This window comes from Pseudarthrobacter sp. MDT1-56, assembly GCF_059383555.1.
Map to the genome: position 1 here is coordinate 219,412 of NZ_JBWZCK010000005.1, position 26,632 is coordinate 246,043.

22 protein-coding genes are annotated in these 26,632 nt (G+C 64.7%); 9 read left to right on the forward strand and 13 right to left on the reverse strand.

Annotation, left to right across the window (positions count from 1 at the left end):
• Window positions 1–135 precede the first annotated feature (135 nt).
• Both AC50YC_RS09305 and AC50YC_RS09310 read left to right on the forward strand, forming a co-directional pair.
• Window positions 136–501 (forward strand): hypothetical protein, encoded by a 366-nt coding sequence (locus AC50YC_RS09305; RefSeq protein WP_494953248.1) that lies wholly within the window; start codon window positions 136–138, stop codon window positions 499–501.
• A gap of 431 nt (window positions 502–932) precedes the next feature.
• The gene (locus AC50YC_RS09310) at window positions 933–1,220 is read left to right on the forward strand and encodes a hypothetical protein (RefSeq protein WP_494953249.1); all 288 of its coding nucleotides are present in this window, start codon (window positions 933–935) and stop codon (window positions 1,218–1,220) included.
• A gap of 103 nt (window positions 1,221–1,323) precedes the next feature.
• Here AC50YC_RS09310 and AC50YC_RS09315 read toward each other — a convergent pair whose 3' ends face one another.
• Both AC50YC_RS09315 and AC50YC_RS09320 read right to left on the reverse strand, forming a co-directional pair.
• A complete protein-coding gene (locus tag AC50YC_RS09315) occupies window positions 1,324–2,997 on the reverse strand; it encodes a thiamine pyrophosphate-binding protein (RefSeq protein ID WP_494953250.1) in 1,674 nt (557 codons plus the stop codon).
• Window positions 2,998–3,115: 118 nt separating this feature from the next.
• The gene (locus AC50YC_RS09320) at window positions 3,116–3,619 is read right to left on the reverse strand and encodes an Lrp/AsnC family transcriptional regulator (protein ID WP_494953251.1); all 504 of its coding nucleotides are present in this window, start codon (window positions 3,617–3,619) and stop codon (window positions 3,116–3,118) included.
• A 93-nt stretch (window positions 3,620–3,712) separates the two neighbouring features.
• Here AC50YC_RS09320 and hisC point away from each other — a divergent pair, with 93 nt between their 5' ends.
• The 4 genes from hisC to AC50YC_RS09340 all read left to right on the forward strand — a co-directional run bounded on the left by hisC (window position 3,713) and on the right by AC50YC_RS09340 (window position 7,227).
• Window positions 3,713–4,810, forward strand: coding sequence for a histidinol-phosphate transaminase (gene hisC, locus AC50YC_RS09325; RefSeq protein ID WP_494953252.1), 1,098 nt, complete (start codon window positions 3,713–3,715; stop codon window positions 4,808–4,810).
• A gap of 49 nt (window positions 4,811–4,859) precedes the next feature.
• Window positions 4,860–6,266, forward strand: a complete 1,407-nt coding sequence (locus AC50YC_RS09330; protein WP_494953253.1) for an amino acid permease — start codon at window positions 4,860–4,862, stop codon at window positions 6,264–6,266.
• A gap of 275 nt (window positions 6,267–6,541) precedes the next feature.
• Window positions 6,542–7,021 (forward strand): DUF2975 domain-containing protein, encoded by a 480-nt coding sequence (locus AC50YC_RS09335; protein ID WP_494953254.1) that lies wholly within the window; start codon window positions 6,542–6,544, stop codon window positions 7,019–7,021.
• A complete protein-coding gene (locus AC50YC_RS09340; RefSeq protein WP_479826752.1) occupies window positions 7,021–7,227 on the forward strand; it encodes a helix-turn-helix domain-containing protein in 207 nt (68 codons plus the stop codon). The genes AC50YC_RS09335 and AC50YC_RS09340 overlap by 1 nt, the downstream gene beginning before the upstream one ends.
• Window positions 7,228–7,528: 301 nt before the next feature.
• Here the strand turns inward: AC50YC_RS09340 and AC50YC_RS09345 are convergent, their stop codons facing one another.
• On the reverse strand, window positions 7,529–8,407 hold the full coding sequence (locus AC50YC_RS09345; protein WP_494953255.1) for a hypothetical protein: 879 nt from the start codon (window positions 8,405–8,407) through the stop codon (window positions 7,529–7,531).
• A gap of 214 nt (window positions 8,408–8,621) precedes the next feature.
• On the opposite strand from AC50YC_RS09345, the gene AC50YC_RS09350 reads away from it, so the two are divergent.
• Window positions 8,622–9,524, forward strand: a complete 903-nt coding sequence (locus AC50YC_RS09350) for a DUF308 domain-containing protein (RefSeq protein ID WP_494953256.1) — start codon at window positions 8,622–8,624, stop codon at window positions 9,522–9,524.
• Window positions 9,525–9,644: 120 nt separating this feature from the next.
• Here the strand turns inward: AC50YC_RS09350 and AC50YC_RS09355 are convergent, their stop codons facing one another.
• From AC50YC_RS09355 to AC50YC_RS09385, 7 genes are all read right to left on the reverse strand, one after another.
• Entirely contained in the window at window positions 9,645–11,276 is a 1,632-nt protein-coding gene (locus AC50YC_RS09355; RefSeq protein ID WP_494953257.1) for an alpha-amylase family glycosyl hydrolase, read from the reverse strand.
• A complete protein-coding gene (locus tag AC50YC_RS09360) occupies window positions 11,273–12,199 on the reverse strand; it encodes a carbohydrate ABC transporter permease (RefSeq protein WP_494953258.1) in 927 nt (308 codons plus the stop codon). The genes AC50YC_RS09355 and AC50YC_RS09360 overlap by 4 nt, the downstream gene beginning before the upstream one ends.
• The gene (locus tag AC50YC_RS09365) at window positions 12,196–13,284 is read right to left on the reverse strand and encodes a carbohydrate ABC transporter permease (protein ID WP_494953259.1); all 1,089 of its coding nucleotides are present in this window, start codon (window positions 13,282–13,284) and stop codon (window positions 12,196–12,198) included. Before AC50YC_RS09365 ends, AC50YC_RS09360 begins: the two co-directional genes overlap by 4 nt.
• A 94-nt stretch (window positions 13,285–13,378) precedes the next feature.
• The gene (locus tag AC50YC_RS09370; RefSeq protein ID WP_494953260.1) at window positions 13,379–14,698 is read right to left on the reverse strand and encodes an ABC transporter substrate-binding protein; all 1,320 of its coding nucleotides are present in this window, start codon (window positions 14,696–14,698) and stop codon (window positions 13,379–13,381) included.
• 121 nt (window positions 14,699–14,819) lie between these two features.
• Window positions 14,820–15,827: a LacI family DNA-binding transcriptional regulator gene (locus AC50YC_RS09375; protein ID WP_494953261.1), complete on the reverse strand. Its 1,008-nt coding sequence runs from the start codon at window positions 15,825–15,827 to the stop codon at window positions 14,820–14,822.
• 404 nt (window positions 15,828–16,231) lie between these two features.
• Window positions 16,232–16,855, reverse strand: a complete 624-nt coding sequence (locus AC50YC_RS09380; RefSeq protein ID WP_494953262.1) for a hypothetical protein — start codon at window positions 16,853–16,855, stop codon at window positions 16,232–16,234.
• Window positions 16,856–16,887: 32 nt separating this feature from the next.
• Entirely contained in the window at window positions 16,888–17,376 is a 489-nt protein-coding gene (locus AC50YC_RS09385; protein ID WP_494953263.1) for a DUF6650 family protein, read from the reverse strand.
• 129 nt (window positions 17,377–17,505) lie between these two features.
• On the opposite strand from AC50YC_RS09385, the gene AC50YC_RS09390 reads away from it, so the two are divergent.
• Window positions 17,506–20,661 (forward strand): DEAD/DEAH box helicase, encoded by a 3,156-nt coding sequence (locus AC50YC_RS09390; RefSeq protein ID WP_494953264.1) that lies wholly within the window; start codon window positions 17,506–17,508, stop codon window positions 20,659–20,661.
• A gap of 400 nt (window positions 20,662–21,061) precedes the next feature.
• A complete protein-coding gene (locus AC50YC_RS09395; protein WP_494953265.1) occupies window positions 21,062–21,988 on the forward strand; it encodes an endonuclease NucS domain-containing protein in 927 nt (308 codons plus the stop codon).
• 2,072 nt (window positions 21,989–24,060) lie between these two features.
• Here the strand turns inward: AC50YC_RS09395 and AC50YC_RS09400 are convergent.
• The 3 genes from AC50YC_RS09400 to AC50YC_RS09410 form a co-directional block, all read right to left on the reverse strand.
• Window positions 24,061–24,807 (reverse strand): haloacid dehalogenase type II, encoded by a 747-nt coding sequence (locus tag AC50YC_RS09400; protein ID WP_494953266.1) that lies wholly within the window; start codon window positions 24,805–24,807, stop codon window positions 24,061–24,063.
• 157 nt (window positions 24,808–24,964) lie between these two features.
• On the reverse strand, window positions 24,965–25,471 hold the full coding sequence (locus AC50YC_RS09405) for an HNH endonuclease (RefSeq protein ID WP_494953267.1): 507 nt from the start codon (window positions 25,469–25,471) through the stop codon (window positions 24,965–24,967).
• Between the two features lie 364 nt (window positions 25,472–25,835).
• Window positions 25,836–26,576 carry an alpha/beta fold hydrolase gene (locus AC50YC_RS09410; RefSeq protein ID WP_494953268.1) on the reverse strand — a complete coding sequence of 247 codons (741 nt, stop codon included), beginning with the start codon at window positions 26,574–26,576 and terminating at the stop codon, window positions 25,836–25,838.
• Window positions 26,577–26,632: the final 56 nt, after the last annotated feature.

A 26,632-nucleotide genomic window follows, 5' to 3' on the forward strand; every position in this document is an offset into this window, starting at 1 on the left:
CGCCACCCCGGCAAATGCGTAGAATCCACAGTGTCTGCATCCACCCGCGCGGGGCGTTGCTGGGGCGCGATGGCAAGGACGTGAAGCGGTCAGCAAAAGCACCGGTGGGCCTGACCGCGGAATCAGGAGCGTGTGATGAAAACAGTTCAAAACGCCGCAGCGGGTGCAGCTTTGACGGCAGTTCTCGTTGGCGGCGGCATGTATCTCGCAATGGCTGCTCCGGACGGCGCAGCGACCACCACAACCCTGTCTGCTTCCCCTAACAAGGGTGGCCACCACGCCAACGGCATCACCGAGGAGCTGCTGACGGGTGATACTGCGGCCCGTGTGGAAGCGGCAGCGAAGGCCGCTAATCCTGGGGCGACTGTCGTCCGCGTCGAAACCGACGCGGAGGGGGCGGCCTACGAGGCACACATCCGGAAGGCCGACGGGACATCAGCGACGGTGAAGCTGGACGCGTCGTTCAACATCACGGATACCGAAACGGGTAAGCGACGCTAAGGGCCGCCCACGTCCCGATGCGCTATCACCTATGGTCGTTCTCAGCGCTGAGAACGACCATAGGTGATAGGGCAACGGGTGTTCCTGTTGAGAAACGTGGACAGCCCGCTCTTTCACCCGGTTCGGATTACTAGTCCCGCAGCACCCAGACCGCGGTGTCCGGCTGCAGCCAGCCGTCCTTCGTCAGTGGCGAGGCGCTGAACAGCACTGTTCCGGCCGGACGCCGCGACGTAAACGTGAGTCTTCCCACCTTATTCTGAGTAGCTCACGATAAGCCTGTAAATTTAGGTACAGGTCACCGTAGCCCTTGAGTACCGCACCGGTGAACATACCCGGGCCAGCGGGGCAAGCGACACAATGCGCAACCGCCCTCCTGCTTGAGCGGCACAAGAACCTGTATGGCCCTCATCCCGAAACCCCACGGAGAACCCATGACTTTGCTGACCGAACGCCCCGAAGCTTCCTCATCCACCACCGAAACCACCCTCAAGGCCGCTACCGCTAGCACTGTCGCTGACACCGCAGTGCGCGGCGGCAGCTACGTGACTCTCCCCGCCGGCAGCGTCCCCGCCGGCGTCGAGGGCAGCTACGTCACCGTCGCTGGCGGGCGAAACCTGCCCCCCGTCACCCGTGGCAGCTATGTCACAGTAGACGGCACACCCGTTGTTGCCGCCAGCGTCATCGAGGGCAGCTACGTAACGCTTCCAACGGCGGCCTAGCGTCCAGCGCCCTGCGGGGATAGCACCACCGCCGGGCATATAAGGAGGCCGACGGCGGCACTGGGTGTCGTCGTCGGCCTCCTTTTTCGTGCCAGCCGGGCAGCTACCCCGCCACCGCCGCCTTCGCCGCCCGCGAGGCCTCCATCCACTCGCTCAGCCACGGGGCCCGGACGCTGGCAGTGATCCGGCAGTCGGCCACGAAGGTTCCCTTCGCGCCGGCATCGATCCAGTCCTGCAGCGCGGAAAGGTCGGACAAGGAGCGGATGATCGCGGACGCGGCACCCAGCGCGCGGGCGACGCCGCTGAAGTCCACCTCGGGGATCAGCATGGGCTTTTCGGTCAGGCCCTGGGAGCCGTACTGGTGGATTTCGGCGCCGTAGGCGGCGTCGTTGTAGATCACGACGATGGCGCTGGTTGCCGCGCCGATGAGCGATTCGAGGTCGGACAGGCCCATCAGGAAACCGCCGTCGCCGGAGGCCAGCACCAGGGTGCGGCCGTCCTCCACGGCGCGGGCTGCCCCGACGGCGCTGGCGAGGCCCAGCCCGATGGTCTGGTACGCGGTCCCCACCATCACCAGGTCCTGGGGCCGCGGGATGTTCCAGTACATCGGTGCCCAGCCGAGGAAGTGCCCGCCGTCCTGGACCACCGTGCGCCGCTCCGGCAGCACGGCGTCCAATGCGGTGGCCAGGGCACGCGGGTCCAGCCGGCCGTCCGCGGTCTCCTCGGAGCCCGGGTGGTGGGCCGGTCCTTCGGCCAGCCGCTTGCGGGCTTCCGCGCGCCACGCTCCGCCGCGGCCGGCGTCCGGCGAGGCCGCGCCCTCCAGCATCCGCAGGAGGTGTCCGGCCGCAGACTTCGCGTCCGCGCTGACGAACGTATCCACCCTCGGGTGCGTCGGCTGCAGGGCGGTGTCGATCTGGATGACGGTGCTGTCCGGGCCGAGCAGGTGCCCGAACCGCATGGTGAAGGCGCTCAGGCTTGCCCCCGCCACGAGGACCACATCGGCCTCACCCATGAGCCCGGCTGCGGTGTCCGTGCCGAAGCCGCCCGCCACGCCGAGGTATCCCTCGCCTTCGAGGAGGCTGAGCGCCAAGGCGGTTCCGGCGGTCACGGCGCCGAGGCGGTCGGCGAGCTCCCGCAGTTTCGGGCCGGCTCCGGCGAGGTGCGCGCCGCGGCCGGCGAGGATCAGCGGCCGCTTCGCCCCTGCCAGCAGGCGGGCTACCTGCCCGAGGCCGCCGTCGACGTCGTCCGTCACCATTCGTGCCGAGGGTGCCGGAAGTTCCTCGTCCGCAGCCTCGAGGGCCGCGAGGTCGTAGGGGATGGCGATCACGACGGCGGTGCGCTTGGTGAGTGCGTACTCCACCGCCTGCCGGGTGATGGAACCCGCGGCGTCGCGGGTGACGGTGAACGTGGCGGCACCCAGGCCTGCGGCGATGGCCGTCTGGTCCACGTCCCAGGGCCGGGCGCCGGTGGTGGGGGCGTCCCCGGTGACCAGCACGACGGGGATCTGCGCCTGGACCGCCTCGGCGAGGGCGGTGAGTGCATTGGTGTAGCCGGGGCCGTATGTGGTGGTGCCCGCGGCGAGACGTCCCGACGTCCGGTAGTAGGCGTCGGCCGCAGCGATGGCGGCGCCTTCATGGCGGACGGCGGAGAAGCGGAGGCCCAGCTTTTCCGCGGCGTCCAGGAAGTAGGCGTTTCCGTTGCCCATGACGCCGAAAACATCGCTGAGATAGCTGCTGAGAATCTGCGCCACACGGCCGGACACGGTGAGAGTAGTCATGCAGGAATCTTGTGCGCTAGCTCTCTTATAGGCAAGAGGGTCGCGTTTTACTAGGAGATTTGGCAGGCAGAAGAGGCCCAATTGAAAATATGACCAGTGTGGCCTGCGTCACTCGCACTTAGCCGGCAGTGCGGGGCTCCTGCTCGGAGAGCCGGCTCAGCAGGCCGTCGTAGCGGGGCGGCATGAGTTCCAGCACGGAGATGGCCGTGCTGGTCCGTTGAATCCCCTCGATTTCCAGGATCTGGTTGGTGATGCGATAGAGATCCGCCGTGCCGCGTGCCACCACCTTGGCCATGAGGTCCGCGTCGCCGGTGGTGGCATGCACCTCGATGACCTCCGGGATTGCGGCGAGCCCGTCCTCCACCGCACCTGTCCGGGTCTGGCTGATGGACAGGGAGAGGAAGGCCATCAGGTCATAGCCGAGTGCGGCGGGATCCAGCCGCCGGCTGAAGGAGCGGAGGGCGCCGCTGCGCTCAAGCCGTGCCAGCCTGGCGTGGACCGTGTTCCGTGCGACGCCGAGTGTCCGGGAGAGTGACAGGGCGCTGGCCTCCGGATCCTTGTCCAGGGCGAGGATGATCCCGCCGTCGAGTGAATCCAGGGTGCGGGGGTGCAGGATGGTCATATTTTCACCAGAGACGGTAGAAGTTGAGCAGAAGTCCCAATGGTTTGAGCGTACCTTGCATTGTGGGCGGAGTCACACCCATGATCAGTCCTCATGACCCGTGATCAGCTCCTCACCGCACCGGACACTGCACTCCCCGCCCTTCGTGGCGCTGTGTCCGGCCTCCCGCCGTATGTCCCGGGCCGGCGCAGCGCCGGCATGGACGTTGCTGCCCTTGCCAGCAACGAAAGCCACTACGAGCCGCTGCCCGCTGCCGCCGCCGCGGTGGCCGCAGCGGCCGGTACCATGAACCGCTACCCCGACAGTGCCGCCGTCGAACTCCGTGAACGGATCGCCAGCCACTTCGGCGTCACCGCCGGAGAGGTCGCGGTGGGACCCGGCAGCGTGGGGGTTCTCCAGCAGATCATTACCGGCCTGTGCGATGCCGGGGATGAAGTGATCTTCGCGTGGCGCTCCTTCGAGGCGTACCCCATCCTGGTGGAACTGGCCGGCGCCCGGCCCGTCCGCGTTCCGCTGGACATCTTTGAAGGCCACGACCTCGATGCCATGGCCGCGGCCGTGAGCGCCCGTACGAAGGTGATCCTGCTCTGCACCCCCAACAACCCGACCGGCGTGCCGATCAGCCACGAGCGCATCGAGGCCTTCCTGCGCTCTGTCCGTTCCGACATTCTCGTGGTGATCGACGAGGCCTACGTGGAATACGCCGAAGCGGGCAGCGGCCCCGATTCCCTGGCGCTCTACCGCCAGTACCCCAACGTCTGCATCCTGCGCACCTTCTCAAAGGCCTACGGCCTCGCCGGCCTGCGCGTGGGCTACGCCGTGGCGGCGCCGGCCATCGCTGAGGGACTGCGCCGGACCGCCCTTCCCTTCGCCGTGAGCGCGCTGGCCCAGAAGGCCGCCGTCGCGTCGCTGGACGCCGGAGCGGAGATGGAAACGCGGGTGGCCGCGGTCAAGCAGGAGCGCGCCCGGATGGCCGCGCAGCTCGAGGCCCAGGGCTGGAAGCTGCAGCCGAGCCAGGGCAACTTCCTGTGGATCCGTGCGGATGAGAGCCTCCAGGCAAGGCTCGTGGATGCGTTTGACCGCGCGGGCATCATGGTCCGGGCCTACCACGGTGACGGGGTGCGGATCACCGTCGCCGGCCCCGCCGCCAACACCCGCGTGCTCCGGGTTCTGGAAGCCCACGCAGCCTAGGAATTTTCTGACCCCCTTATCAATCCGTTCCACAACCAGAGGACTCTCCATGGAACAACAGACAAAGACGTCTGGCCGCCCGCTCGGCGCCACACTCAAACCCCGCCAGCTCACCATGATGGGTCTGGGAAGCGCCATCGGTGCGGGGCTCTTCATCGGCTCCGGGGCCGGCATCCAGGCCGCCGGCCCGGCCGTGCTGATCTCCTACCTCGTGGCCGGCGCCCTCATCATCCTGGTGATGTGGGCCCTCGGCGAGATGGCCGCGGCCAACCCGGACAGCGGAGCCTTTTCCGTCTATACCGCCAAGGCCTACGGGCCGGTGGCCGGTGCCACGGTGGGCTGGCTCTGGTGGCTGCAGCTCGTGGTGGTCATCGCCGCCGAAGCGCTCGGCGCGGCAGCCCTGCTGGCCACCATCTTCCCGGCCCTGCCGGTGTGGCTGATGGCCTTCGTGTTCATCGTGCTGCTCACCGCCGTGAACCTCACGAGTGTGAAGAACTTCGGCGAGTTCGAGTTCTGGTTCGCCCTGCTCAAGGTGGCAGCAATCGTCGGGTTCCTCCTGGTGGGCGCAGCCCTGCTCTTCGGCTGGCTGCCGGGAGTGCAGTCGCCGGGCCTGTCCAACTTCGCCGGTGCCGGATTCGCACCCAGCGGTTTCGCCGGGATTGCCACAGCACTGTTCGTGGTGGCCTTCGCGTTCGGCGGCACCGAGATTGTCTCCGTGGCGGCAGCTGAGACCGCCGAGCCGGCCCGCAGCGTGAAGAAAGCAGTCCGCACAGTGCTGTGGCGCATCCTGGTTTTCTACATCGGTTCCATCTTCATTATTGCGGCCGTGGTTCCCGTGGGTTCGGCGGGGCTGAAGAGCCCCTTCGCGGCGGTCCTGGACGCCGCCGGCATGCCCGGCGCGGCCACCGCCATCACCCTGGTGGCCGTGGCGGCACTGCTCTCCGCGCTCAACGCCAACCTCTACGGCGCCTCCCGGATGGCGTTCTCCCTCGCCGAGCGGGGTCAGGCGCCGCGCCTGCTCGCCTCGGTGTCCAAGGCACGGGTCCCGGTTATCGCAGTCCTGGCAAGCGTCGCCTTCGGCGTTGTCACGGTCGGGCTGGAGCTGGCTTTCCCCGATCAGGTCCTTCCCGTCCTGCTCAACATTGTGGGCTCGACCTGCCTGCTGGTGTGGACGTCCGCGCTCCTGGCCCAGCTGGCCCTGCGGCTCCGCGCCGACCGAGAGGGGACGGAGCTTCCCCTGCGGATGCCCGGCTTCCCGTGGCTGACGGGCTTTGGCCTGCTCATCCTCGCGGCGATCTTCACGGTGGGCTTCATCGGCGAGGATTCACGCCCCCAGCTGCTGAGCACTTTCTCGCTTGTGGCGCTGCTGGCGGTTGCGAACTGGCTGCACCAGCGGAGGAAGGTTCCGGTTTTTGACGCTTCAGAGGGTGACAAGCAGCCGGCGCTCGTCGACTAGTTCACTCTCCTGAACCGACTCCCGGATTCAGGGCACTGAAGGGCGCGTCCGGTCTTGCCGGGCGCGCCCTTTCGCAGTCTCTGCCCCGCTGGCCATAATGGCGACCAGCTCGGCCGCCGCACGAGTCAGTCCGACCTACTCCCGAAGGTCCATTCCCGCCCGTTGTGCTTCTGCACCCGGGCCGCTGCAGAAGTGGTTCGTGACGGTTGACACAATTCCGAACCGCTGCCTACAAATCGATTGACTTTCAATAGTTAATAACCGAAACTCGATACATGCAATTTACTCAGGTGGCAGTCATCGCACTTCGGATCGTCCTCGTCGTAGCGTTCCTCCTCTTGGTTCTGTTCCAAGTCATGTCCTTTCCCGGGCAGTTCGCCCACATGGCGCAGGAGAATCCAAACCGTGCCTACCTGCAGTGGCCGCTCACCATCTTCTCGATCCTGGAGGTGGCTTGCGTCCAGGTGGTGATCGTGAGCACCTGGAAATTGCTGACCATGGTCAAGCGCGACAGCATCTTCAGCACCGACGCACTGCGGTGGGTGGACGCGATCGTCTGGGCCATCACCGCCGGATGGACCATGCTGGCGGTACTGTCCGCGTCCGTGGTCCTCAACGCGGATGACCCCGGTCTGCCGCTCCTGCTGTTCCTGCTGCTGGTCGCCGGCGCCGCCCTGGGCCTTGTGGTCGTTGTGCTGCGAGCGTTGCTCCGGCAGGCCACGGACCTGCGCACCGACATGGAAGCGGTGATCTGATGCCCATCGTCGTGCGCATCGACGTCGAACTGGCCAAACAAAAAATGAGTGTGGGGGAGTTTGCCGACCGCGTGGGACTCACCCCGGCGAACGTGGCGGTGCTGAAAAACGGCCGGGCCAAGGCTGTCCGCTTCAGCACCCTGGAAGCAATGTGCCGGGTCCTCAAGTGCCAGCCCGGTGACCTGCTGGAGTTCGTCGAGGAATGACCGGGTTCCCTGCGGCGGTGGGCCGTCCACGTTCCCGTTGCACTATGACCTATGGGTGTTCTCAGCGCTGAGAGCCGCTACGAGTGATAGAGCAACGGTGTATCTCTCGCACGACGGCGGCCGGCAAGTCCGCCACCTTTGACCGTCTCGCCCGATTGCGTGGAGTGCTCAGACGGCGCGGGCCGAAAGTTGGTTGATTCTGTGGTCATTATTGTGAACTGCAGCGGTCGACCGCTCAGTGAAAGCTGAGCCCGACTCGCTGTCAGATCCGGATGGGGCTACCAATCGAAGTCGATTGTTGTCATTGCGACTTGTCGAGGATGCGGTAGCCATGTTCAGTGGCCTCAATATGCACTGGCATGCCAGGTACCACCAGCTCAGCCATTAGCGCAGTGCTAAGCCCCAGTCGGCCCGACCTGCCGTTGCCGGGGTGCCAGGATGCGGCCCGCTTTTCGCCCCTGACGAAGATTGTCAACGTGGTCGGGATAGCCGGGAACGCGTATTTCGACCTTGCCGGAATTCGAAGGTAGGAACGGTTTCGGTCTTTTGCGGTCAGAGTTTGCGATGGGATGATCACCTTGCCCGCCGACAACTCAAAGGAGGTCGCGCCCGGCTCGAGTGGATTGATTGCCGCGATTGCAGACGCTCGAACTGGAGCAGCAGGATTTGGATCTCCTTTGCTCGGCCGCGGCTCTTTGTAATGGTCCAGCCCGTGGGCCTTGTTGCCTAAACCCGGAATACGGACGTTGGCGAATGGGCCGACGCGGTTCCTGTCCAATAGGTTGGACCGTGAGGCATGTGACAGTTGTCGTGCGAATTGATTGATGAGTGCATCCTCGGCTGCGCCGGGGTCGGAATGCCGTGCGTAGTGCACTGTCAGCTCGGGAAGAATAGTCAGCATCTTGAGCCACCAGCCGCCGGCATGTGGCCCCGTCGCGCCAATCTTGGTCGAATAGTAGGCTCTAGTCCTAGCTGACAGGGAGGTTCCGGCCTTGCCGATATAGAGAATCGGTTCGTCGGGCAGCCAGAACTGTTGTAACCGGCTCCCGAAGGAATCGAGCGTTGCGGACATGCCATCAACCTCGAGGAATGGACAGACGTCTAGCAACTCTTCAAACGCCCGACTGCTCAGGGGCAATTCGACGGCCCCGCCATGTGAAGCATACGGATCGGACGTCATTGAAATTGCGTATACCCCAGGCTCGTCAGAGGGAAGCCGCTGCTGCCACTTGACAGCTCCAGCCCACTCCAAGCCGCATTTGTCGAACAGGGCACCCACGGAACTCGTCATAAACTAAAGGGTAAGCGCAGATGAGAACCTCATATCCGTCATAGTTGAACTTGCGTCGTGTCGTGAAACATGACAAACCCCGCGTATCTGCGATAGTTGGGCCATGACAACACCAGAGCTCCCTGGGGTGGGCTCACAGCAGACCGCGCCCCACCAGCAACAACAATCATCTCTCGCGCAGCACGATCATGGGGCGCCAATGCAGACACCCTTGCCTGAGCCGACGAAGGCGAAGAAGCCGCGAAACGTCCTCGGGCTCATCGCTCTCATCACCGCGGTGCTGGGGTTCATTTTCGCCTGCATCCCCGGCGCCCTCATTGTCGGTTGGATTCTGCTGCCGATCGCATTTATCCTGGCTCTCGTATCGCTGTTCATCAAGGACAAGGCCAAGTGGATGGGCATCGCGGCCCTGATCGTATCCATCGTGGGAACGATCGTGGGGTTCATCGTCTTTTTCGCCGTCCTTGCCACGTCGGTCGACGACGCTATCGGCAGTGGGGATACCAAAGTGGTACAGCCGTCCAGCGCCGCAAGCGATGCAGGTGCAGCGACAGCGGAGAAGCCGGCCGCTAATGTCGGAACCCGCGAGAACCCACACCCGATCGGTTCGGTCATCGAGTCTGACGAATGGCGCGTCGTGATCAATTCTGTCACCCTGGCGGCCACGGATGCCGTTGTCGCTGGAAACCAATTCAATGATCCGCCGGCTGCGGGGTCGGAGTACATTATGGTGAACTACTCCACTACCTACATCGGCGATGACCCGGACGGGCAGATGCCGGCCTTCGTGTCAGTCGACTACGTCACAGCAAACGGCACGACCGTAAGTGGAACCGAAAAGCTGGTCGTTGCACCGGAGCCCATCGACTCCATGAGCACGCTCTACAAAGATGGCACTGCAACAGGAAATGAGGCCTTTGAGGTGCCGACCGCCACGGCCGGACAAGGCGTCCTCGCCGTCAGGCCAAGCATGCTCGGCGACAAGGTATTCGTCGCCGTAAAGTAATCACATACAAGAAAGGCTCAAAGCCCCCGGCATATCACCGGGGGCTTTGCCGCGCCGCGCCGGGAGCCACGACCGTCCTGTTGCTGGGACGCTGACCGTGGGGCCCGAGGCAAGATGGCCTCAGCCGCGTAGCACCCAAGCGGCGTTGTTCGGCTGCAACCAGCCGATCTCGGTCAGCGGCGCGGCGCTGAGCAGCACCGTTCCGGCGGGGAGCTGCACCGCTTCGATGCCCATGGCGACGGCGACGAAGAAGTCGGCGCTGCGTGCGCAGACCAGCAGATTCCCGGCCTCGACCCGCCACGTGCCGCCGTCGTTCGGGCCGAAGACCTCGTTCTTCCAGAGCAGCCGGCGCAGCTCCAGTGCCTTGGTCACCAGCGCCAGCGAGGACTCCGGGTCCTGCTGCTGGAGTTCGATCGCGTGTGTTCCCCAGGCCGCGGGCTGCGGGAGCCAGGCTTCCGCAGCAGGTTGAGCCAGCGAGAAGCCGTGGTTCAACGCCGGGTCCGCGGTCCAGGGCAGCGGAACGCGGGCACCGTCGCGGCAGACGCCGCCGCGGGCCCACATCGGATCCACCCGGGACTCCAGCGGGACGTCGACCTCAGGCAGTCCGAGCTCCTGCCCCTGGTACAGGTACGCCGGACCGGGCAGACCCAGCAGCGCCACCAGCGCGGCGCGGGACCGCATCGCGCCCAGCTCGCCGCCGCCGAACCGGGTGACGGAGCGGACGATGTCGTGGTTCTCCAGCGCCCACGTCGGGGTGGCGCCGTGGAGCCGGCGGGCGGCTTCCAGGTCGTTCCCGGCAGCGGCCCACGCCGCCGGATCCCAGCCGAGCTTCACAAACGCGAAGGCAAACGCCTGCTGCATCTCGTCCGCACGGGTGTAGCGGGCGGCGCGGGCCGGTTCCAGGTTGACTTCACCCACCAGCAGGCGGTGCGGCTCGTACTTCTCCGCAAGGGTGCGCCAGCGGCGGTAGACCTCGTGGACTTCCTCCTGGTCCGAGACCTGCGGGTTGGACCGCAGCCCGTCCACCACCCCGTCGGTGGAGGGTGAGTCCGGCAGGCCCTCGGCCTTGAACAGGGCATGCGCGACGTCGATCCGGAGCCCGTCCACGCCCTTGTCGAACCAGAAGCGCAGCACGCCGTCGAAGTAGTCGCCGACGGCGGGGTTCCGCCAGTTCCAGTCCGGCTGCCCGGCCGAGAAGAGGTGAAGATACCAGTCGAAGTCCGTTTCAGAACCCGGGTTGGTGCGGCTCCAGGCGCGGCCGCCGAAGACGCTCTGCCAGTTGTTCGGCGGGACGTCGCCGCCAGCGGTCCCCGGGACAAAGTGGAACATGTCCCGCTCCGGGGAGCCCGGGCCGGCCGCGAGGGCCCGCTGGAACAGCGGGTGCTCCGAGGAGCAGTGGTTGGGAACGACGTCGAGCAGCACCCGCAGGCCCAGCGAGTGGGCGAGCTCCAGCAGGGTGTCGAACTGCTCCATGGTGCCAAACAGCGGGTCCACGCCGCAGTAGTCGGACACGTCGTAGCCCTGGTCCAGCTGCGGGGAGGGCTGGAACGGGGTCATCCAGATCCCGTCCACGCCGAGCGAGGCGATGTACGGCAGCCGGGCGGTCAGCCCGGCGAGGTCGCCCACGCCGTCGCCGTCCCCGTCGGCGAAGGAACGCGGATAGACCTGGTAAATCACGGCGGACTGCCACCAGTCCGCGGCCGGGGTGAGGGCCGTCTCCTCGACCAGGCCCGCCGGAGGGTGTCCGCTCATTTGCTGGCGCCCGCGGTGAGGCCCTCGACGATCCGCCGCTGGAAGATCAGCACCATAATGACCAACGGTACGGTGACGATCACGCCGGCGGCCATCTGCTCGCCGAAGGGCGCCTGGAATTCGGTGGCGCCGGTGAACTTGGAGATCGCGACCGTGGCGGTCTGGATCTTCGGGTCGTTGATCATCGACAGCGCGATGATGAACTCGTTCCAGCTGTGGATGAACGTCAGGATCGCGGTGGTGAAGACGCCCGGCGCGGCGAGCGGCAGCAGCACCCGGCGGAACGCCTGCCACTTGGTGCAGCCGTCGATCATGGCCGCCTCCTCGAGGTCGAACGGCAGGGCCTTCATGAAAGTGGTGAGGTTCCAGACCGCCAGCGGGATCGCGAAGGACAGGTTCGGCACGATCATCGCCTGGTAGGTGTTGATCCAGCCGATGTCGGTGAAGAGCCGCAGCAGCGGCACCACGACTGAGATGCCGGGGAACATCGAGGTGGCGATGATGACGCCGAGGATCACGGACTTGAAGCGGAAGTTCAGCCGGGAGATGGCGTAGGCGGCGAACACGCCCAGGACCAGCGCGAACGTGGTGGTGGTGCCGGCGACGATCAGGGAGTTCAGCAGCGCCTGGCCGAACATCGTGGAGCCGTCGAAGACCTTGGCGTAGTTCTCCAGCGAGAACGGGGCCGGCAGCAGGGTGTTGTCGAAGATGTCCGCGGTGCGGCGGAAGCTGGAGACCAGCATCCAGTAGAACGGTGCCAGGCAGTAGGCGAAGATCAGGGCCAGGCCGGCGTAGACGCTGTAGGAGCGCCAGGTGCGCTTGGCTTTGGGCCGGTCCGACGGCGGCGCGTCGGCTGTGCCGTTCGAGGAGCCGGTGCCAGCGCCGGAGTCGGCCGCGGCGTTGCGGAGGTCGGAGATGGTCATCGGGTGGCCTCGGCCTTCTTCTGGTCAGCGTTCGCCTGATCGGAGGTCATCTGGTCAGCCGCCGCCGCGTGGTTGGCGGCGATGCGGTTCTTCTGGGCGGTCTTCTTCGAGAGCAGCTTCAGTTCCTTGGCGCCGGTGACGTCGGCGCCGAGCACCTTCACGAAGACGATCGCGACGACGGCGACGTAAAGGAAGAGCATGACGGCGAACGCGGAGGCCGAGCCGTAGCGGAGCTGGTTGGATTCATCCCAGGCCAGCATCGAGAGGGTCTCCACGGATTCCTTGCCGGGGCCGATGAGGACGAAGGGCAGGTCGAACATGCGCAGCGCGTCGAGCATGCGGAACAGTACGGCCACCAGCAGGGTGGGCTTGACCAGCGGGAGGGTGATGGAGCCGAGCTGGCGCCACCAGCCGGCGCCGTCGATCCGGGCGGCTTCGTAGACTTCGCCGGGGATGACCTGCATGCCGGCGAGGACCAGCAGGCCGATGAACGGGGCGGTCTTCCAGACTTCCGCGATGATGACGGCGAGCTTGGAGGCGTTGCCTTCGGCGGTCCAGAGGATTTCGGTGCCGAGCAGGGTGTTGGCGATACCGTCGGACTGGAAGATCCAGCGCCACAGCAGCCCGGAGACGGCGGTGGGGACGGCCCACGGGACCAGGATGCTGGCGCGCAGGAAGGACCGGCCGCGGAAGGCGCGGTTCATGGCCAGGGCCAGGCAGAGGCCCAGGACGGTCTCGAGGAACACCGTGGTGACGGTGAAGAAGGTGGTGTTGGCGAAGGCGTTCAGGAAGCGCCGGCCGGATTCGCCGACGAAGAGGTCGGCGTAGTTGGCCAGGCCCACGAAGGATTCCACGTCGGAGACGAAGCCGTCCGCGTCCAGGCCGGATTCGGCGCGGAACAGGGACTGGTGCACCGCGGAGAGCAGCGGGTACACAATCACCAGGGCCAGCACCAGGAGGGTGGGGGAGAGCAGCATCGCGGCCATGCGGCCTTCGCCGGGGGAGCGGTTGCCGCGCTTGCGGGGCCCGGGGGCGTGGGGCGTGCCGGTCTGCGCGCCGGAGGGCGGGGCGGTCGTCGTCGTCATGCTTGGTACCTAACTGGAGTTGCAGCGTGCCTGGCCGGCCGGGGTGGACCGGCCGGCCAGGCTCGTGGTCTGAACTGCGGGGGCTACTGCTGGATTACTTGGACAGCTCGGTGAGCTTGGCCTGCATGTCCTTCAGGGCAGTGTCTGTGTCCTTGGCGCCGGTGATGGCTGCGTAGGCCTCCTCCTGGATCGCCTTGGTGGTGGCGCCGTACTGGACCACCTTGGGGCGCGGCTGGGCGTTGTTCAGCGAGGTCAGCAGGGTGGGGAAGAACGGGCGCTTGGCGACGACGGCGGGGTCCTCGAACAGCGAGGCGTAGACCGGGGCGCGGGAGGACAGCGCGAGGCGCTTCTGGGCCTGCTCCTCGCTGGTGAAGAACTTGACGAACTCCAGCGCCGTGGCCTTGTTCGGGGTGAACGGCGAGATGGCGAGGCTGCGGCCGCCCAGGGTGGAGACGCCGGGGCCGTCGGTGCCGGGGATGGAAGTGATGTCGAACTTGCCGGCGACCTGGCTGGAGCCGTCCGTGGCGCTCAGGGAGGCGTGCAGGAAGGGCCAGTTGCGCATAAAGACGAGCTTGCCCTCCTGGAACGCGCGGCGGCCCTGCTCCTCGAGGTAGGTGATGGCGTCGGAGGGGAAGAGCCCCTCTTTGAAGCCGTCCACCAGCAGGTTCAGGCCTTCCTTGGCCTCGGGAGTGTTGACGGTGGGCTTTCCGTCGGCATCGACCACTGTGCCGCCGGCGGAGGCGACGGCCTCGGAGAAGTTGACCGTCAGCGCCTCGTTCTTGTCGAACTGGCCGGTGTAGCAGGACATGCCGGCCGCTTCGGGGAGGGCCAGGATGGCCTTGCAGGCGGTCTTCATTTCATCCCAGGTCTTGGGCGGGGCGGCGATGCCTGCGGCCTTGAGCAGGTCGGAGCGGAAGTAGAACAGTGCGCCGTCGGTGTAGTACGGGGCGCCGACCAGGGAGTCCCGGTACGTCGCGGCGTTGACCGTGGCGGGAATCATCTTGTCCGTGGGGACGGCGTCCGCGGGCAGCGGCAGGATCCACTTGTTGGCGGCGAACTCGGAGGTCCAGACGACGTCCAGGTTCAGCACGCTGAAGGTGTCCGACTTGATCTGCGCGTTCTGGATGAGCTGCTGGCGCTGCTGGTCCGCGGAGTCGGGCAGTTCGATGAACGTGACCTTCTCCTCCGGGTGGGCGGCGTTCCATTCCTCGATGCTCTTGTTCGCGGCCCCGGAGGCGTCGCGGTTGGAGACGTAGTTGATGGGGCCCTTGCCCTCGAAGGACGCGGCGGCGGCCTTCGGGGTGCTCTTCGCTTCCGTGGCGGTCCCGCCGCAGCCGGTGAGGGCGACGGCGGCGACGGTCAGGGATGCGGTGGTGGCGAGAAGAGTCTGCCAGGTGTGGCGGCGCTGCCTCATGTGTTGCTCCTTGTTATCTGGGGTGGTGCGAGTGGTTTGGTGCATGCGGAACTGCGGCGGCTGGCCGTTTGGTGGCACGGGGGAGTGCCGGCTGCCGCCTGTGGGTGGTGGCCTGGTGGTGTTAGCTGGCTGGTTCTTGGGAGCCGGGCGGGGCTGGACTGGGTGACGCGGTGGAGCCTCGCTCGATGAGCCGGTGCGGCATGATCTTGGGCCCGAGGTCGCGGGAGCGGAGCAGCTTTTTCACGGCCATCCGCCCCATTTCCTCGAGCGGCTGGGCCATGGTGCTCAGCGGCGGGTTCACGTGCAGCGAGGTGGAGGTGCCGTCGAAGCCCAGGACGGAGACGTCCTCCGGTACCCGGAGCCCGCGCCGCTGCAATTCATTGACGACGGCGGCGCCCATCTCATCGCTCATCGCGAAGACCGCGGTGAGCCCGGGGTCCTGCTGCAACAGCTCGTCGACGCCAGGGGCGCCGCTTTCGTAGAAGAAGCTGCCGGTGGCGGTGACCGGGGTGCAGGCGGCTTCGGTCATGGCGCGGAGGTAGCCGCGCTTCCGGGGCTGGGCAACGTAGACCGACGCCGGATCCCCGGTCAGCAGGCCGATGCGCCGGTGGCCGAGCCGCAGCAGGTGACGGGTCGCGTCGTAGGCTGCCTGCTCGTCGTCGATGGCCACGCTGGGGGAGCCGGACTTGTCGCTGATGGCGACGGAGATGATCGGGACGTTGGGCCCCAGCAGCTGCCGCGTCTCCGGCGTGATCACCGCGGAGATGAGGATGACGCCGGCGGCCCGGTAGGTGCGCAGCGTCCGGAGGTAGCCGCCGATGTAGGCGGATTTGGCGCCGGTGCGGCCGAGCATGACGGCGTAGCCGCGTTCCTGGGCCTCTTCCTCGACGCCCTGCATGACCTGGGAGGCCAGGGCATCGGACACCATGGGGGCGAGCAGCCCGATCACGGACGTTTGCCGGGTTTTGAGGCCCCGGGCGAGGTAGTCCGTTTCGTAGCTGAGGCTCTTGACCGCGTTTTCGACCCGTTCCCGGGTCTCGTCGGAGTAGCCGACGAGCCCGTTGACAACCCGGGAGACTGTGGCCGGGGAAACACCGGCATGCTTGGCGACATCGCGGATGGTGACCACTGTTCCTCCTCCCTGAGGGTGTCTTTGTTGTCTGCTGAACGCGTTACGTAATCGGTTTCGGAAAACGGTTTACGTAATCGGTTTCGTTGGGTGCAGGGTCAACAGTAAACGGTAGGTGGGGGATCGCGTTGCGTTTCGTAAACGGGGATGGATTGCGGTCGAGCAAGGCTCCGTAGCTGAGTTACTACGCCGAGCGTACAGTTCACTGCGTTGCTTCCGCCACAGATCTGGATTCCTGGCGTCGTCCCCGGCGGCACAAGGGTAGCGGGCTGCCCTTGTGCGGGGAAACGGATTCGAGGTTGGCAATGTAACCATGCTTGACTTCGCGCTCAACTTTTGCCGCAAACTGGCGGGAGCGCCGGGCGTTTAAGCCCTAAATGCCGGCGACCATTGAACTTGACGGGTCATTTTTCAGAGGGTTCTTGAGGGGTCCACAATGCCTGGTCGTCGCGAGCTTCCACTCGAAATCGATCCACGAACCTGTAGTACGCGTCTCGGTAGTCTTGAGCGCTCACAGCGGATACCTTTACTTGATCCGTCCCAAATGAAACAGAGGGCTTCTCAGATGCGGGTAACAGCGTGTCGACTGATGGTAGAGCGTCAGTGAGATCGTTAAATGCGGCGACAGAGTCACTGGTGACGTCGCGCGACACTCGCGCATGCTCCGCGTCGAACTCCTTCCATTCTGCCCTTGCGCCTTCTATAGCCTTTCTGGTCGCTGAGTCGTCTGCGAGGTCCACGGATGTTGGAACGTACTTGCGCTCCGTACCATCTGAGGATAATTTGACGGGTTCTACCATGACGCCCAGTTCGTCAAGGGCCTGATAGTACTCGTGAGCGGCGTCAAGGAATGGCCCGTACGATTTTTCCCGGTTCTCCCTCTTAATCTGCTCAACTGCCCGGTCGGTCTGGATGATGTCGAGCCCGTAGGGAGCGAATACTGCAGTAATAATACCTACAACGCCCGAAACGGATCCGGCAATAATGGCAGCCTTAACCTCGCTGCTCCATGTACGCCAACTGCTCACTTGTTACCTGCTTTGAAATCGTTGAGGTGCGCCTACCGCGAGACATCCGACGAGAAGGCGGCGGCACCCGGTTCAAGCGGATCCACACGTCGAACCCTATCTGCGATCTCCGTGACATTGCGAGACAGGTCGTCTCTTAAGTCCTTCAACAGGAAAGCGTAGAAGTTTGGCACGTGATCGCTCTCCTCTAAATAGACGTTGCATGCGCCGATCATCATGGATAACGATTCCTGTGCCGGAGAGCTTGGCCGGATCAGACCTCGGGCGCGACGAATGTGGTCCCGCATATCGATTACACTCAAACTCGCTCGGTCAAAATCCGGATTCCCTGCGGCGTTGGGAATTTCGCGCGGTGTCTTGACCGTAAGCGCGCGCCGATGGTTCAGATCACCAATGAGTCCGCGCAAAACGTGTCTCTCGTTGTATTGCTGCTGCAAGAGGAATGTTCCGTACGCGATAGCAACTGTTAGCAATGCGCCGATCAAAGCAACCAATACATCGGGCCAGAAGGTTTCCCACATGATGTCATTCTCCTGGAGGCGTTGTTCGTTCGGTACGGCGACACGAAAGTGGAACGAGGTGGTCCCCGGTGAGTGAATCGACTGCCGCCGAGTTTTCGTGTTTGTCCGTCCAGCCAATACCCTGGCGCAGTGACTAATTTCATTGGGGGAGGGGCAGCGGGGAAGCTGCCGGAGGGCTTGTACGAACTTCTCAACACTGATGCACTCGGCCAGCTTCTCAACACAGGGGCAGAGCTGCAGCCAATCTTTGCTGACATAGACGACGAAGACAGCCCGGACATCCTCTCCCGCCACGTCGCCGATGCAGTCCGCCAAGCCTTAACAGCGGCAAAACCCACCGAACGCGTGGCCCTCGCAAACAGGCTCCTCCAAGAGCTGCAGCACGGCGATCGCATCTCTGAAGGCCCCACGCAACTCCAGTCCCTCCACCTTCCGTACACGCTCAAGCGCCAAAACATCCGCCGCCCCACCACCAAGCTGAGCGACTCGGCCCTGCTCACGAACAGCAAGGACGATCCGAATCTCGCAGCCGAGCTGAGAACCGAGATCGAGTCCGCCAACACCGTAGACCTGCTCTGCGCCTTCGTCCGCTGGACAGGCTTGCGGCTACTGCACCCCGCGCTTGAGGAGCTCAAGGAACGCGGCGCCAAACTCCGCGTCATCACCACGACGTACATGGGCGCAACCGAACGCCGCGCCATCGACGAACTCGTGACTCGATACGGCGCCGAGGTGAAGATCAGCTACGAAACCCAGGCGACGCGGCTGCACGCCAAGGCCTGGCTGTTCCGCCGGGACTCAGGATTCGACACCGCCTACGTCGGCAGCTCCAACCTCAGCCAGGCAGCTCTGCTCGAGGGCCTCGAATGGAACGTCCGCCTCAGCTCGGTCGGCACGCCCGCGCTGCTGAAGAAATTCGAGGTCACCTTCGATAGCTACTGGGCGCAGCGCGCCTTCCAGAGCTACGATCCGGAATGCGACGGTGAAAAACTGGACGCAGCCCTGGAACGCAACGGCGGCCGCCGCACCGCCGTCCCGGGGGCAGCCACCGGACTCGAGGTCCAGCCGTACCTCCACCAGGAGGAGATGCTGGAAGACTTGGAAGCCGAACGGCTCAAGGGTTTCAACCACAACCTCGTCGTCGCAGCCACCGGCACCGGCAAGACCGTCATCGCCGCCCTGGACTACAAGCGCCTCTGCGAAACTGCAGGCCGCGATCTGAAACTGCTTTTCGTCGCCCACCGCCAGGAAATCCTGAAGCAGGCCATGCGCACCTACCGTGACGTCATGCAGGACGGCGCCTTCGGCGAACTCTACGTCGGCGAGCACAAGCCGCGGCAGTGGAAGCACATCTTCGCCTCCGTCCAGTCGCTGTCCTCGCTCGGCATTGAACAGCTGGAAGCGGACTTCTTCGATGTCGTGGTCATCGATGAATTCCACCACGCCATGGCACCCACCTACCGCCGGCTGCTGGACCACCTGCAGCCGCAGCAGCTCCTCGGGCTGACCGCGACACCGGAACGCGGCGATGGAGTCGACGTGGCCCAGCAATTCTTCGACGGCCGCACTGCCAGCGAACTGCGCCTCTGGGATGCCCTGGACGCGGATCTGCTGGTGCCGTTCCACTACTTCGGAGTCTCGGACGATGTTGACCTGAGCCAGTTGGAGTGGAAACGCGGCAACTACGACACCGCGCAGCTGAGTAATCTCTACACCGGCAACGACGCCCGCGCCGCCAAGGTGATCCGCGAACTGCGCGACAAGGTGACCAGCACGGACCAGATGCGGGCCATCAGCTTCTGCGTCTCGGTCCAGCACGCCCACTACATGGCGCTGGTGTTCAACCGCGCCGGCATCGCGTCCGTTGCTGTCGACGGGAGCACCGACGACGCCAACCGCGCGGCGGCGCTGGAGCGGCTCCGCCGGCGGGAGATCAACTGCATCTTCGCCGTCGACCTCTTCAACGAGGGCTTGGACCTGCCGCAGGTGGACACGATCCTGCTGCTCCGGCCCACGCAGAGCGCCACGATCTTCCTTCAGCAGTTGGGGCGCGGGCTGCGCCGTGCCGAGGGCAAGGCGGTGCTGACCGTCATGGACTTCATCGGCCAGCAACGCCGTGAGTTCCGCTTCGATCTGCGCTTCCGGGCGCTCACCGGCTACGGCCGCAAGGAACTGGAAAAGGCCGTCGAGGACGAGTTCCCCTACCTGCCGTCTGGCTCCCAGATCGTTCTGGACCGGGTGGCGCAGAAAGTCGTGCTGGACAACATCAAGGCGCAGCTGCGGTTCAACCGGGCACAACTGGTCCGAGACATCGCCTCGTACGCAGAGACCGAGCTCGAGGTTTACCTCGAGCGGTCCGGAAACGACGTGAAGACGATCTACCGGTCCACGAAGGACTCCTGGACCGGCTACTTGCGCCAGGCCGGTTTGATCGAGGGATACTCTCCGTTTGAGACGGTTCTCACCGGGAAGATCGAGGAGCTGACCGATGCGGACGAGAAGAAGCTCCTCAGCCGGATGGCGCGCCTGATTCATGTAGACGATCAGGAGCGTGCGGAGGCCTACTCAATGCTGGTCTCTGCCGACGTGCCCCGCTACGCGCAGCTCGACATGCGGGAGCAGGCGTTCGCCCGGATGCTGTTCTATACGCTGTGGGACGACGGCGGCGGCTTCCAGTCATACGACGCCGCCCTCGACTATTTGCGCGGCTACCAGTTTGTCTGCAGCGAGATCCGCCAGATCGTGAAGCTCGGCGTGGCCGCGTCTAAGCATGCCGCCAAGGGACTCGGTGCGGGGCTGCAACATGTCCCCCTGCTCTCGCACGCCACGTACCGACGTGAAGAGATCCTGGCAGCCCTGCAGTACGGCTCGCTGGAGCTCGGTAAGAATGTGCAGCACCGCGAGGGCGTGGCCTGGTGCCCGGCGACGTTCACGGACGCCTTCTTCGTCACGCTTAACAAGGACCACAAGAAACACTCAGCCACGACCCTGTACAAGGACTATGCGATCAGTCCGGAGCTGTTCCACTGGGAATCGCAGAGCACGACACCTGCCCACAGCCCAGTAGCTCGCCGCTACTTGGACAGAGCGGCTCATGGATCGTTGATTCTCTTGTTCACGCGAGACACCGAGAAAGACGAAACCGGGCTGATCATGCCCTACTCGTGCCTCGGGCAACTGGATTACGTCCAGCATAAGGGGGAGAAGCCGATCGCGATCATGTGGAAGTTGCACCGGCCTATGCCGGCGGATGTGTTTGCGACTGCTGCTGCCGTGGCGCAGTAGTGCCATGTCGCGTGGGCGTTCATTTCTCGCATGATCGTGACCGTAAGCATGAATCCGATGTCGCCGACTTAGCAGTCGCCGCGAGTGTGCGTGCTCACCTGTACCGTCCCGCAGCGCCGCCTTCAGCTTGAAGCGACTCGTGCTGCCATCGTGAGCCGTAATGAGCTGCGATGTCACGCGCGCGGGCTCTAATTGGGTGGCGCCGACTTGCTAGAGTCGCCCCGCCGCCTAACAAAAGTGTTCCCAATCGAATAGCGGGCCGCCGGTAAGGGGACGGAAGCGCCCCGGGCTGGAAATCCGGATGATCGACGCGGGCGCGACAACCAGGGCAGCCCTCTGGGATAGGTTCAAAGCAGGAAGAACGACTGGCCCTGCCGGGTCATCAAAACCGGGGAGAGAAATGACGACAGCATGGATAGTCCGCCAGGGCACGGGCGGCCGGAACGCAGAAGAGATGATTGAGGCCGGCTACATAGGGGTCGACTTCATCGGCGACTATGACATCAAGCCCCACCTTGGCCGCGGGGCCGAGGCGTTCCGGGGTGCGATGAACAGTGTCTTCCTTGATATGTACCCGGACAAGAGCCGCATCTCTGCCGGCCTCTCGATGGGGAACTTGTGGGCGGCTTGCGAAGGCATCAGCGAAGGCGACCTGGTCCTTGCCCCGAAACCTGGCCGGGCCTACCAGTACGGAAACGTCGCCGGGGACTATGAGTATCATCCCGGCACTGAGCTTCCGCACCGGCGCCGCGTCGACTGGAAGGGGTCCCTGAACAGGGATGACATGAGCCCCGCCCTGGCCTCCTCGGCCGGCTCGTTGATGACGGTCTTCCAGCTGACCGCGCACACTGCAGAGCTGGCCACTCTCACGCAGCTGGCAGACCCGGCGCAACCGATCGCCCAAGCGATCTCCGCCCAGGTCGAGGACCAACTCGCGTTCCAAATGGAGAAGCAGCTCGAGGACTTCCTGGTCCATAACTGGCGAAGCACCGCCTTGGGTCGGGAATACGACATCTACGAGGAGGACGGCCAGCCGGCCGGCCAGCAGTACCCTACCGACACCGGACCCCTGGACATTCTCGCGATCAGCAAGGACCGTACCAGGCTCCTCGTTGTTGAGCTGAAGCGGGGAAGGGCCAGCGACGCCGTGGTCGGCCAGATCCAGCGTTACATGGGGTTCGTCCAGGAAGCCTTACTCGAGCGAGGACAGAGCGTTGAGGGTGTCATCATCGCCCAGGAGGACGACCTCAAAATCCGTCGGGCACTGTCCATTGCAAGGAACATCCGGTTCATGAGGTATCGGGTCGAATTCCACCTGGAGTCCTGACGGCTTTCCCCCGCCGCCGTGGAGATTAGCCGTCGGCGGCCGGGAAGCCGGTACCCCCAGTCGAAGACGTTTCCCTCGGCACTGACTTTGAGCACCTGACGCCAGCTCGCGTACCGTGAGTCCTCAATGACCGACTGCAATTTGCTGAATGAGAGGATCAGCTCACCGAATCCCTGGAATGTCGGCGCCAGGGAATCGGCGATTTCAGTGACGTGAAATCCGAGAGTGACTTCGCCCCTTTCGCCCAGTTGATCGCGTGACCAACCCATTCGATGACCAGCCGACCTCGGAATGAGGCCAGGCACGGGGAGGGCAACAGGTCATAGAAGCGCCGCGTCTCGGTTCGTTCGGCCACGGCTTCGCCCTGGTTCTCATACGCGCAACTGAACCTGCAGCGGTTACCTCCGACGGCGATGAAGTTCAACTAAATGGGAAGGGGTGTCTTGGGGAATTCACTGCCTACAACCACCTGCTCGCGGACGTATGCCATGGCATTCGCCCGTGTAAGATCATCGGGCCCGCCCGGTTAGACCGACCCCTCGTGGTGTAGGTGTGCCGCAACAACAACACGTGGCTCGGATCGATTCTTGCCGATTCTCAGGAGGTTGCCCATCGTAAGACCCCCTCGACGGGGTGCGGCTGCGTATGGGTTGTTGTCATCCGACTGTTTCTGACTTTCGTTGATACGGCGGTCAGCGCCACCGGCCAGATCCCGGACGACGTTTCAGTCTTCTGAACTGAGCCGCGCTTCCGCTGAAGTCTTTGCGGCCGCGGTGGACCACCTTGTCCGGATCACCCGCCGCGTGAAGATGCACCACAAATGCACCATGAAGGCCCAGGAAATGCAGAAAACCCTCGGATTACCGGGGGTTTTCCTTGGCGGTGACGGTGGGATTAGAACCCATTGAGGACTCGTGCGGTGGCGCGACATCTGCTAAATCTTAGGATTTCATCACACGAGATAACGCATAGTCCGCCCGATGTTGTCAGAATGTTGCTGGCCGGGGGGCGGGAGTTCTTACTGCCCCACAAGCTGAATCGGCCAGTCCGTCAGCTTGGATTTAGCGTCTCCGTGTCCCGAAGTGGCCACGGCACGAAAGCCTTGGGGGTCAAGTTTGTTATCCCTTGCAGCGCTCGCCACCCACTCGTGAGGGAAATAGCGCGTCTTTGACTGCCCGGGCCCCAGGGTCCAAGGCAGAGGATCCTCCCACGGCTGGTACCGAGTCGGAGTCATCTGCACTCCCCCCGTATTCGGCACCAGCACGACGGACTGAATGACCGTCGTTCCTGTACGTCCCTTGTTGGTCGCTGTGACAGCGACGAAATAGTCGGCGGGGTCCGTGCCGACTATGGCCGTGCCAACTTTGAGTTCGATTCTGGCGCTATCCGACCACCGGAACCAAAATGTCAGCCCCACCGAGGCCAAAGAAATCAGTATTGCGATTGCGGGCATGAGCGCAGCCCAGGGGTCGCCGCCAACTACTTCTACTTGAATCACGTCTAGGAACACGGTCTGAGTCTAGCTACTGTCGTGGCAGTTCCTTTTCTTCACTATTTCAGGCCTTGGGCCTTGCGGTACGTGTCCCGCGTCTCTTGGAAGTACGCTAGGTGGCCGATCATCCCCGGGTGCCATGTGTCGTGGCGGGACCACTCGAAACTCTGCCGGCGCCATTCCAGCGGATCCGGGAACACCGCGTCAGCCCACAGACGCCGGGGAATAGGCAAGCCGCTCGAGTCCGGGCGCTTGCGCCTAACCACGCCGTCCGCCACGCACGTCACGCTCCGCTGGCAGGTCATCGTCCGAACTGCTGGTGGATCCGCCCTGGACCACGGGTAGAAATGGTCACCGTGCTCAGCGGGCAGCGGGCAGCGGGCAGCGGGCACCGCCGCCGGAGGCCGGACTCCATCTCACACTGGCCACCGGCGCGTGCCATGCCCTCCCGGCGCTGCTGGCGGCTGAAACGCCGGACCGGGTCCCGGCGTTTGATGTCTCTAGCGCGGATGACGGCCGCAACCATTGTCAGAACCACCAGGAAAAGCCCGGGGACGGTGACCGCGGCCAGTACGTAAGCTCAGGCCCCGAGCTTGTGAGCCAATTCGGTGATGCTCGACGCCGAGAGGTCCCAATCGCTCTCCGGCGTCAGATCCGCAGCCTGGCCCGGGCCGTATTCGGTGGGGCGGGCGATGAACGCCGTCGCGAGTCCAGCCTCGCGGGCAGCACGCAGGTCGTTGTTGTGGGCGGCCACGAGCATCACTGCGCCGGGCCTGAGGTCCAGGAACTCCGCAGTCCGAAGATAGGCCGTGGGCAATGGCTTGTACGTGCGCGTCATGTCCGAGCCGATGATCACGTCCCACGGAAGGCCGGCGTTTCTGGCCATGTCCAACAGCAGCGAGGTGTTGCCATTGGAGAGGGGGCCCACGATGTAGCTACGGCGGATGGCGGCCAGACCTTCCAGGCTGTCCGGCCACGGGGGCAGACGGTGCCAGGATCTGTTCAACTCCTCCAGGGTTCTTGCGTCCAGCCCGTCCGGATCGAAGCCGTGGCGGCGGAGCACCTGGTCCAGATTTTCGCGGTGGAGTCTGTCCAGGGTGGCGAATTCGCGGTCTCCGGAGCGGATGGCCTCCATTGCCGGCTGGTAGAGGGCGCGCCAGTCATCGGCGAACGCCTCAGCGACGAGGTCCTGCCCATGTGTCGCGGCGAAGGCGGCCGCCTGCCGGGCGACGCCGGCGCGCCAGTCCACCACCGTGCCGAAGGTGTCGAAGAGGACGGCGCGTAACTCGCACCCGGTTGACGGTGAACGGTATGGCTGGAACGTCATATCCTGTCTCCTTCCCGAAACTTCCCTGACCGTTAGTCTGGCAGTATGCGCACTGGGCGAACGACCGCGCCTTCCCTTCCCCCCGGTTCCCTCACACGCCGGCGGCGGATTTCCGACTGCATTCAGCGAGGAACCGCGCGGGTTCGACCCGGCCCACTCAGGACAGCGGCTGCCGCGCACCGACGCTGACGGAACCGGCCGGCGTGACGTACTCCCGCCGTCGTTGTTCCATCCTTGCCTGCTGACCGGGCGAGGGAACCCTCGCGCCCTTCGTCCGGTTGCACCTGGCGCAGGCCGCGACGAAGTTCTGCAGGCTGGTGGATCCGCCCTTGGACCACGGGTAGAAATGGTCACCGTGCTCAGCCGGCAGCGGGCACCGCCGCCGGAGTCCGGACTCCATATCGCACTGGCCACCGGCGCGGGCCATGCCCTCCAGGCGCTGCTGGCGGCTGAAACGCCGGACCGGGTCCCGGCGTCTCACGTCTCTGGCCCGAATGACGAGGGCAACAATCATCAGAACCACCAGCAAAAGCGCGGGGACCGTGACCGCAGCCAGAACGCCGTCGACCATGCCGCGAAGAATTTCAGCGACGGTGGCAGCGCTGCGGCTGCCGGCCGGGTTCGCCTTTGGCACGAGCGCCAGGACGACGGAGGCGCCAACCACAAAACCACAGCCGAATAAGCCGCACGCAGAGCGTGGCGGCTCCAGTAGATGCGTTTCAGTTCCACCATTCAGTCGTCTCCCCTCGATATTCAGTTCGGTCGAAACCCTGCTGCGCTGCAGCTAGGGAGAGCGTACCGTCGGGCCCGCAAGTCTTAGATGTTTTGGCAGGTTTGCGAATGCCGACACCCGGGTTGCGAAGATGAAGGAAGCAGTCCTTGTGGAGTCGCTGCTCGCTCGTGCTGTTGAGTGGTTCAACCAGCGGGGCATCACCGTCGAGAGTAGCGTTTGGGTGTGTCATGAATTCCCTGGGAGACGGAAAGGGGCCAGCCGGACTCGGCTGACCCCTTCAGGTTGTACGTGCAGTTCAGTTGGTTCGAGAGGCCGCTGATTGAATGGCCTGGGCGAGGTCGCGGGGACGGCTCCACATAGGCCAATGCCCCGTCGGGAGGTCAATGACGTCGAGGTGCTCGACGTTCGCGACTTCGGCAAACATGGGATGGCCTCCTCGGGCCAGCTCCAGCACCTGCGCGCTCGGGATCGAGCAGCACACCAGGGTGGTGGGAACCTTGCGGCGGGCATCGTTCGTGAGGTCGACGGGCTGACGAAGCACGGGACCGGGCTCAGGGACTGCCCGGGCCTGAAAACGCTCGAGGACCTCGGCGCTCAGGCCTTCGAGGCTCGCCTGCTGTGCGAGAACGTCGAGGGACGGCAGCGGAAGCTCCTCGAACCCCTCCGGGAGGTCTGGGGCGAAGACGCTTCCCGTCGCCACAGGGCCGGAGTCAACCCACACCACCCGATGGACAAGGTCAGGGTGCCGGTCGAGGACGAGGCTGACGGGGGCGTTCGCCCCACTGTGAGCGACGAGAGTTGCGGGCTGATCCTTGGAGACCCCGAGTTGAGTGATGACGTCCAGTACCGCTGCGGCTTGATCGTCGAGAGTCTTCGCCGCACGCTCGGGATCGTCCCCGTCGAGACCAGGCAGTGTCATCGCGATCGCACGGGAGTGGTCGGTTGTCAGGTGTTCAAGGACTTCATCCCACGCCCAAGCGCCCAGCCAGTGGCCGGCGATGAGAATGATGGTCGGACTGCTTGTAGTAGTTGTCATGGCACTACGCTCTTATGCGCTACGGGCAGGTGTATGTCACTATTTGTGTCATGAAT

Excerpts from the sequence above, each read along its gene's own strand:
- AC50YC_RS09400 (WP_494953266.1), bottom strand. The coding sequence starts at position 24,807 with ATGACGTTCCAGCCATACCGTTCACCGTCAACCGGGTGCGAGTTACGC.
- AC50YC_RS09365 (WP_494953259.1), bottom strand. The coding sequence starts at position 13,284 with ATGACGACGACGACCGCCCCGCCCTCCGGCGCGCAGACCGGCACGCCC.
- AC50YC_RS09360 (WP_494953258.1), bottom strand. The coding sequence starts at position 12,199 with ATGACCATCTCCGACCTCCGCAACGCCGCGGCCGACTCCGGCGCTGGC.
- AC50YC_RS09350 (WP_494953256.1), top strand. The coding sequence starts at position 8,622 with ATGACAACACCAGAGCTCCCTGGGGTGGGCTCACAGCAGACCGCGCCC.
- AC50YC_RS09330 (WP_494953253.1), top strand. The coding sequence starts at position 4,860 with ATGGAACAACAGACAAAGACGTCTGGCCGCCCGCTCGGCGCCACACTC.
- AC50YC_RS09340 (WP_479826752.1), top strand. The coding sequence starts at position 7,021 with ATGCCCATCGTCGTGCGCATCGACGTCGAACTGGCCAAACAAAAAATG.
- hisC (WP_494953252.1), top strand. The coding sequence starts at position 3,713 with ATGACCCGTGATCAGCTCCTCACCGCACCGGACACTGCACTCCCCGCC.
- AC50YC_RS09355 (WP_494953257.1), bottom strand. The coding sequence starts at position 11,276 with ATGAGCGGACACCCTCCGGCGGGCCTGGTCGAGGAGACGGCCCTCACC.
- AC50YC_RS09335 (WP_494953254.1), top strand. The coding sequence starts at position 6,542 with ATGCAATTTACTCAGGTGGCAGTCATCGCACTTCGGATCGTCCTCGTC.
- AC50YC_RS09370 (WP_494953260.1), bottom strand. The coding sequence starts at position 14,698 with ATGAGGCAGCGCCGCCACACCTGGCAGACTCTTCTCGCCACCACCGCA.
- AC50YC_RS09410 (WP_494953268.1), bottom strand. The coding sequence starts at position 26,576 with ATGACAACTACTACAAGCAGTCCGACCATCATTCTCATCGCCGGCCAC.
- AC50YC_RS09315 (WP_494953250.1), bottom strand. The coding sequence starts at position 2,997 with ATGACTACTCTCACCGTGTCCGGCCGTGTGGCGCAGATTCTCAGCAGC.
- AC50YC_RS09320 (WP_494953251.1), bottom strand. The coding sequence starts at position 3,619 with ATGACCATCCTGCACCCCCGCACCCTGGATTCACTCGACGGCGGGATC.
- AC50YC_RS09305 (WP_494953248.1), top strand. The coding sequence starts at position 136 with ATGAAAACAGTTCAAAACGCCGCAGCGGGTGCAGCTTTGACGGCAGTT.
- AC50YC_RS09345 (WP_494953255.1), bottom strand. The coding sequence starts at position 8,407 with ATGACGTCCGATCCGTATGCTTCACATGGCGGGGCCGTCGAATTGCCC.
- AC50YC_RS09310 (WP_494953249.1), top strand. The coding sequence starts at position 933 with ATGACTTTGCTGACCGAACGCCCCGAAGCTTCCTCATCCACCACCGAA.
- AC50YC_RS09395 (WP_494953265.1), top strand. The coding sequence starts at position 21,062 with ATGACGACAGCATGGATAGTCCGCCAGGGCACGGGCGGCCGGAACGCA.
- AC50YC_RS09385 (WP_494953263.1), bottom strand. The coding sequence starts at position 17,376 with ATGTGGGAAACCTTCTGGCCCGATGTATTGGTTGCTTTGATCGGCGCA.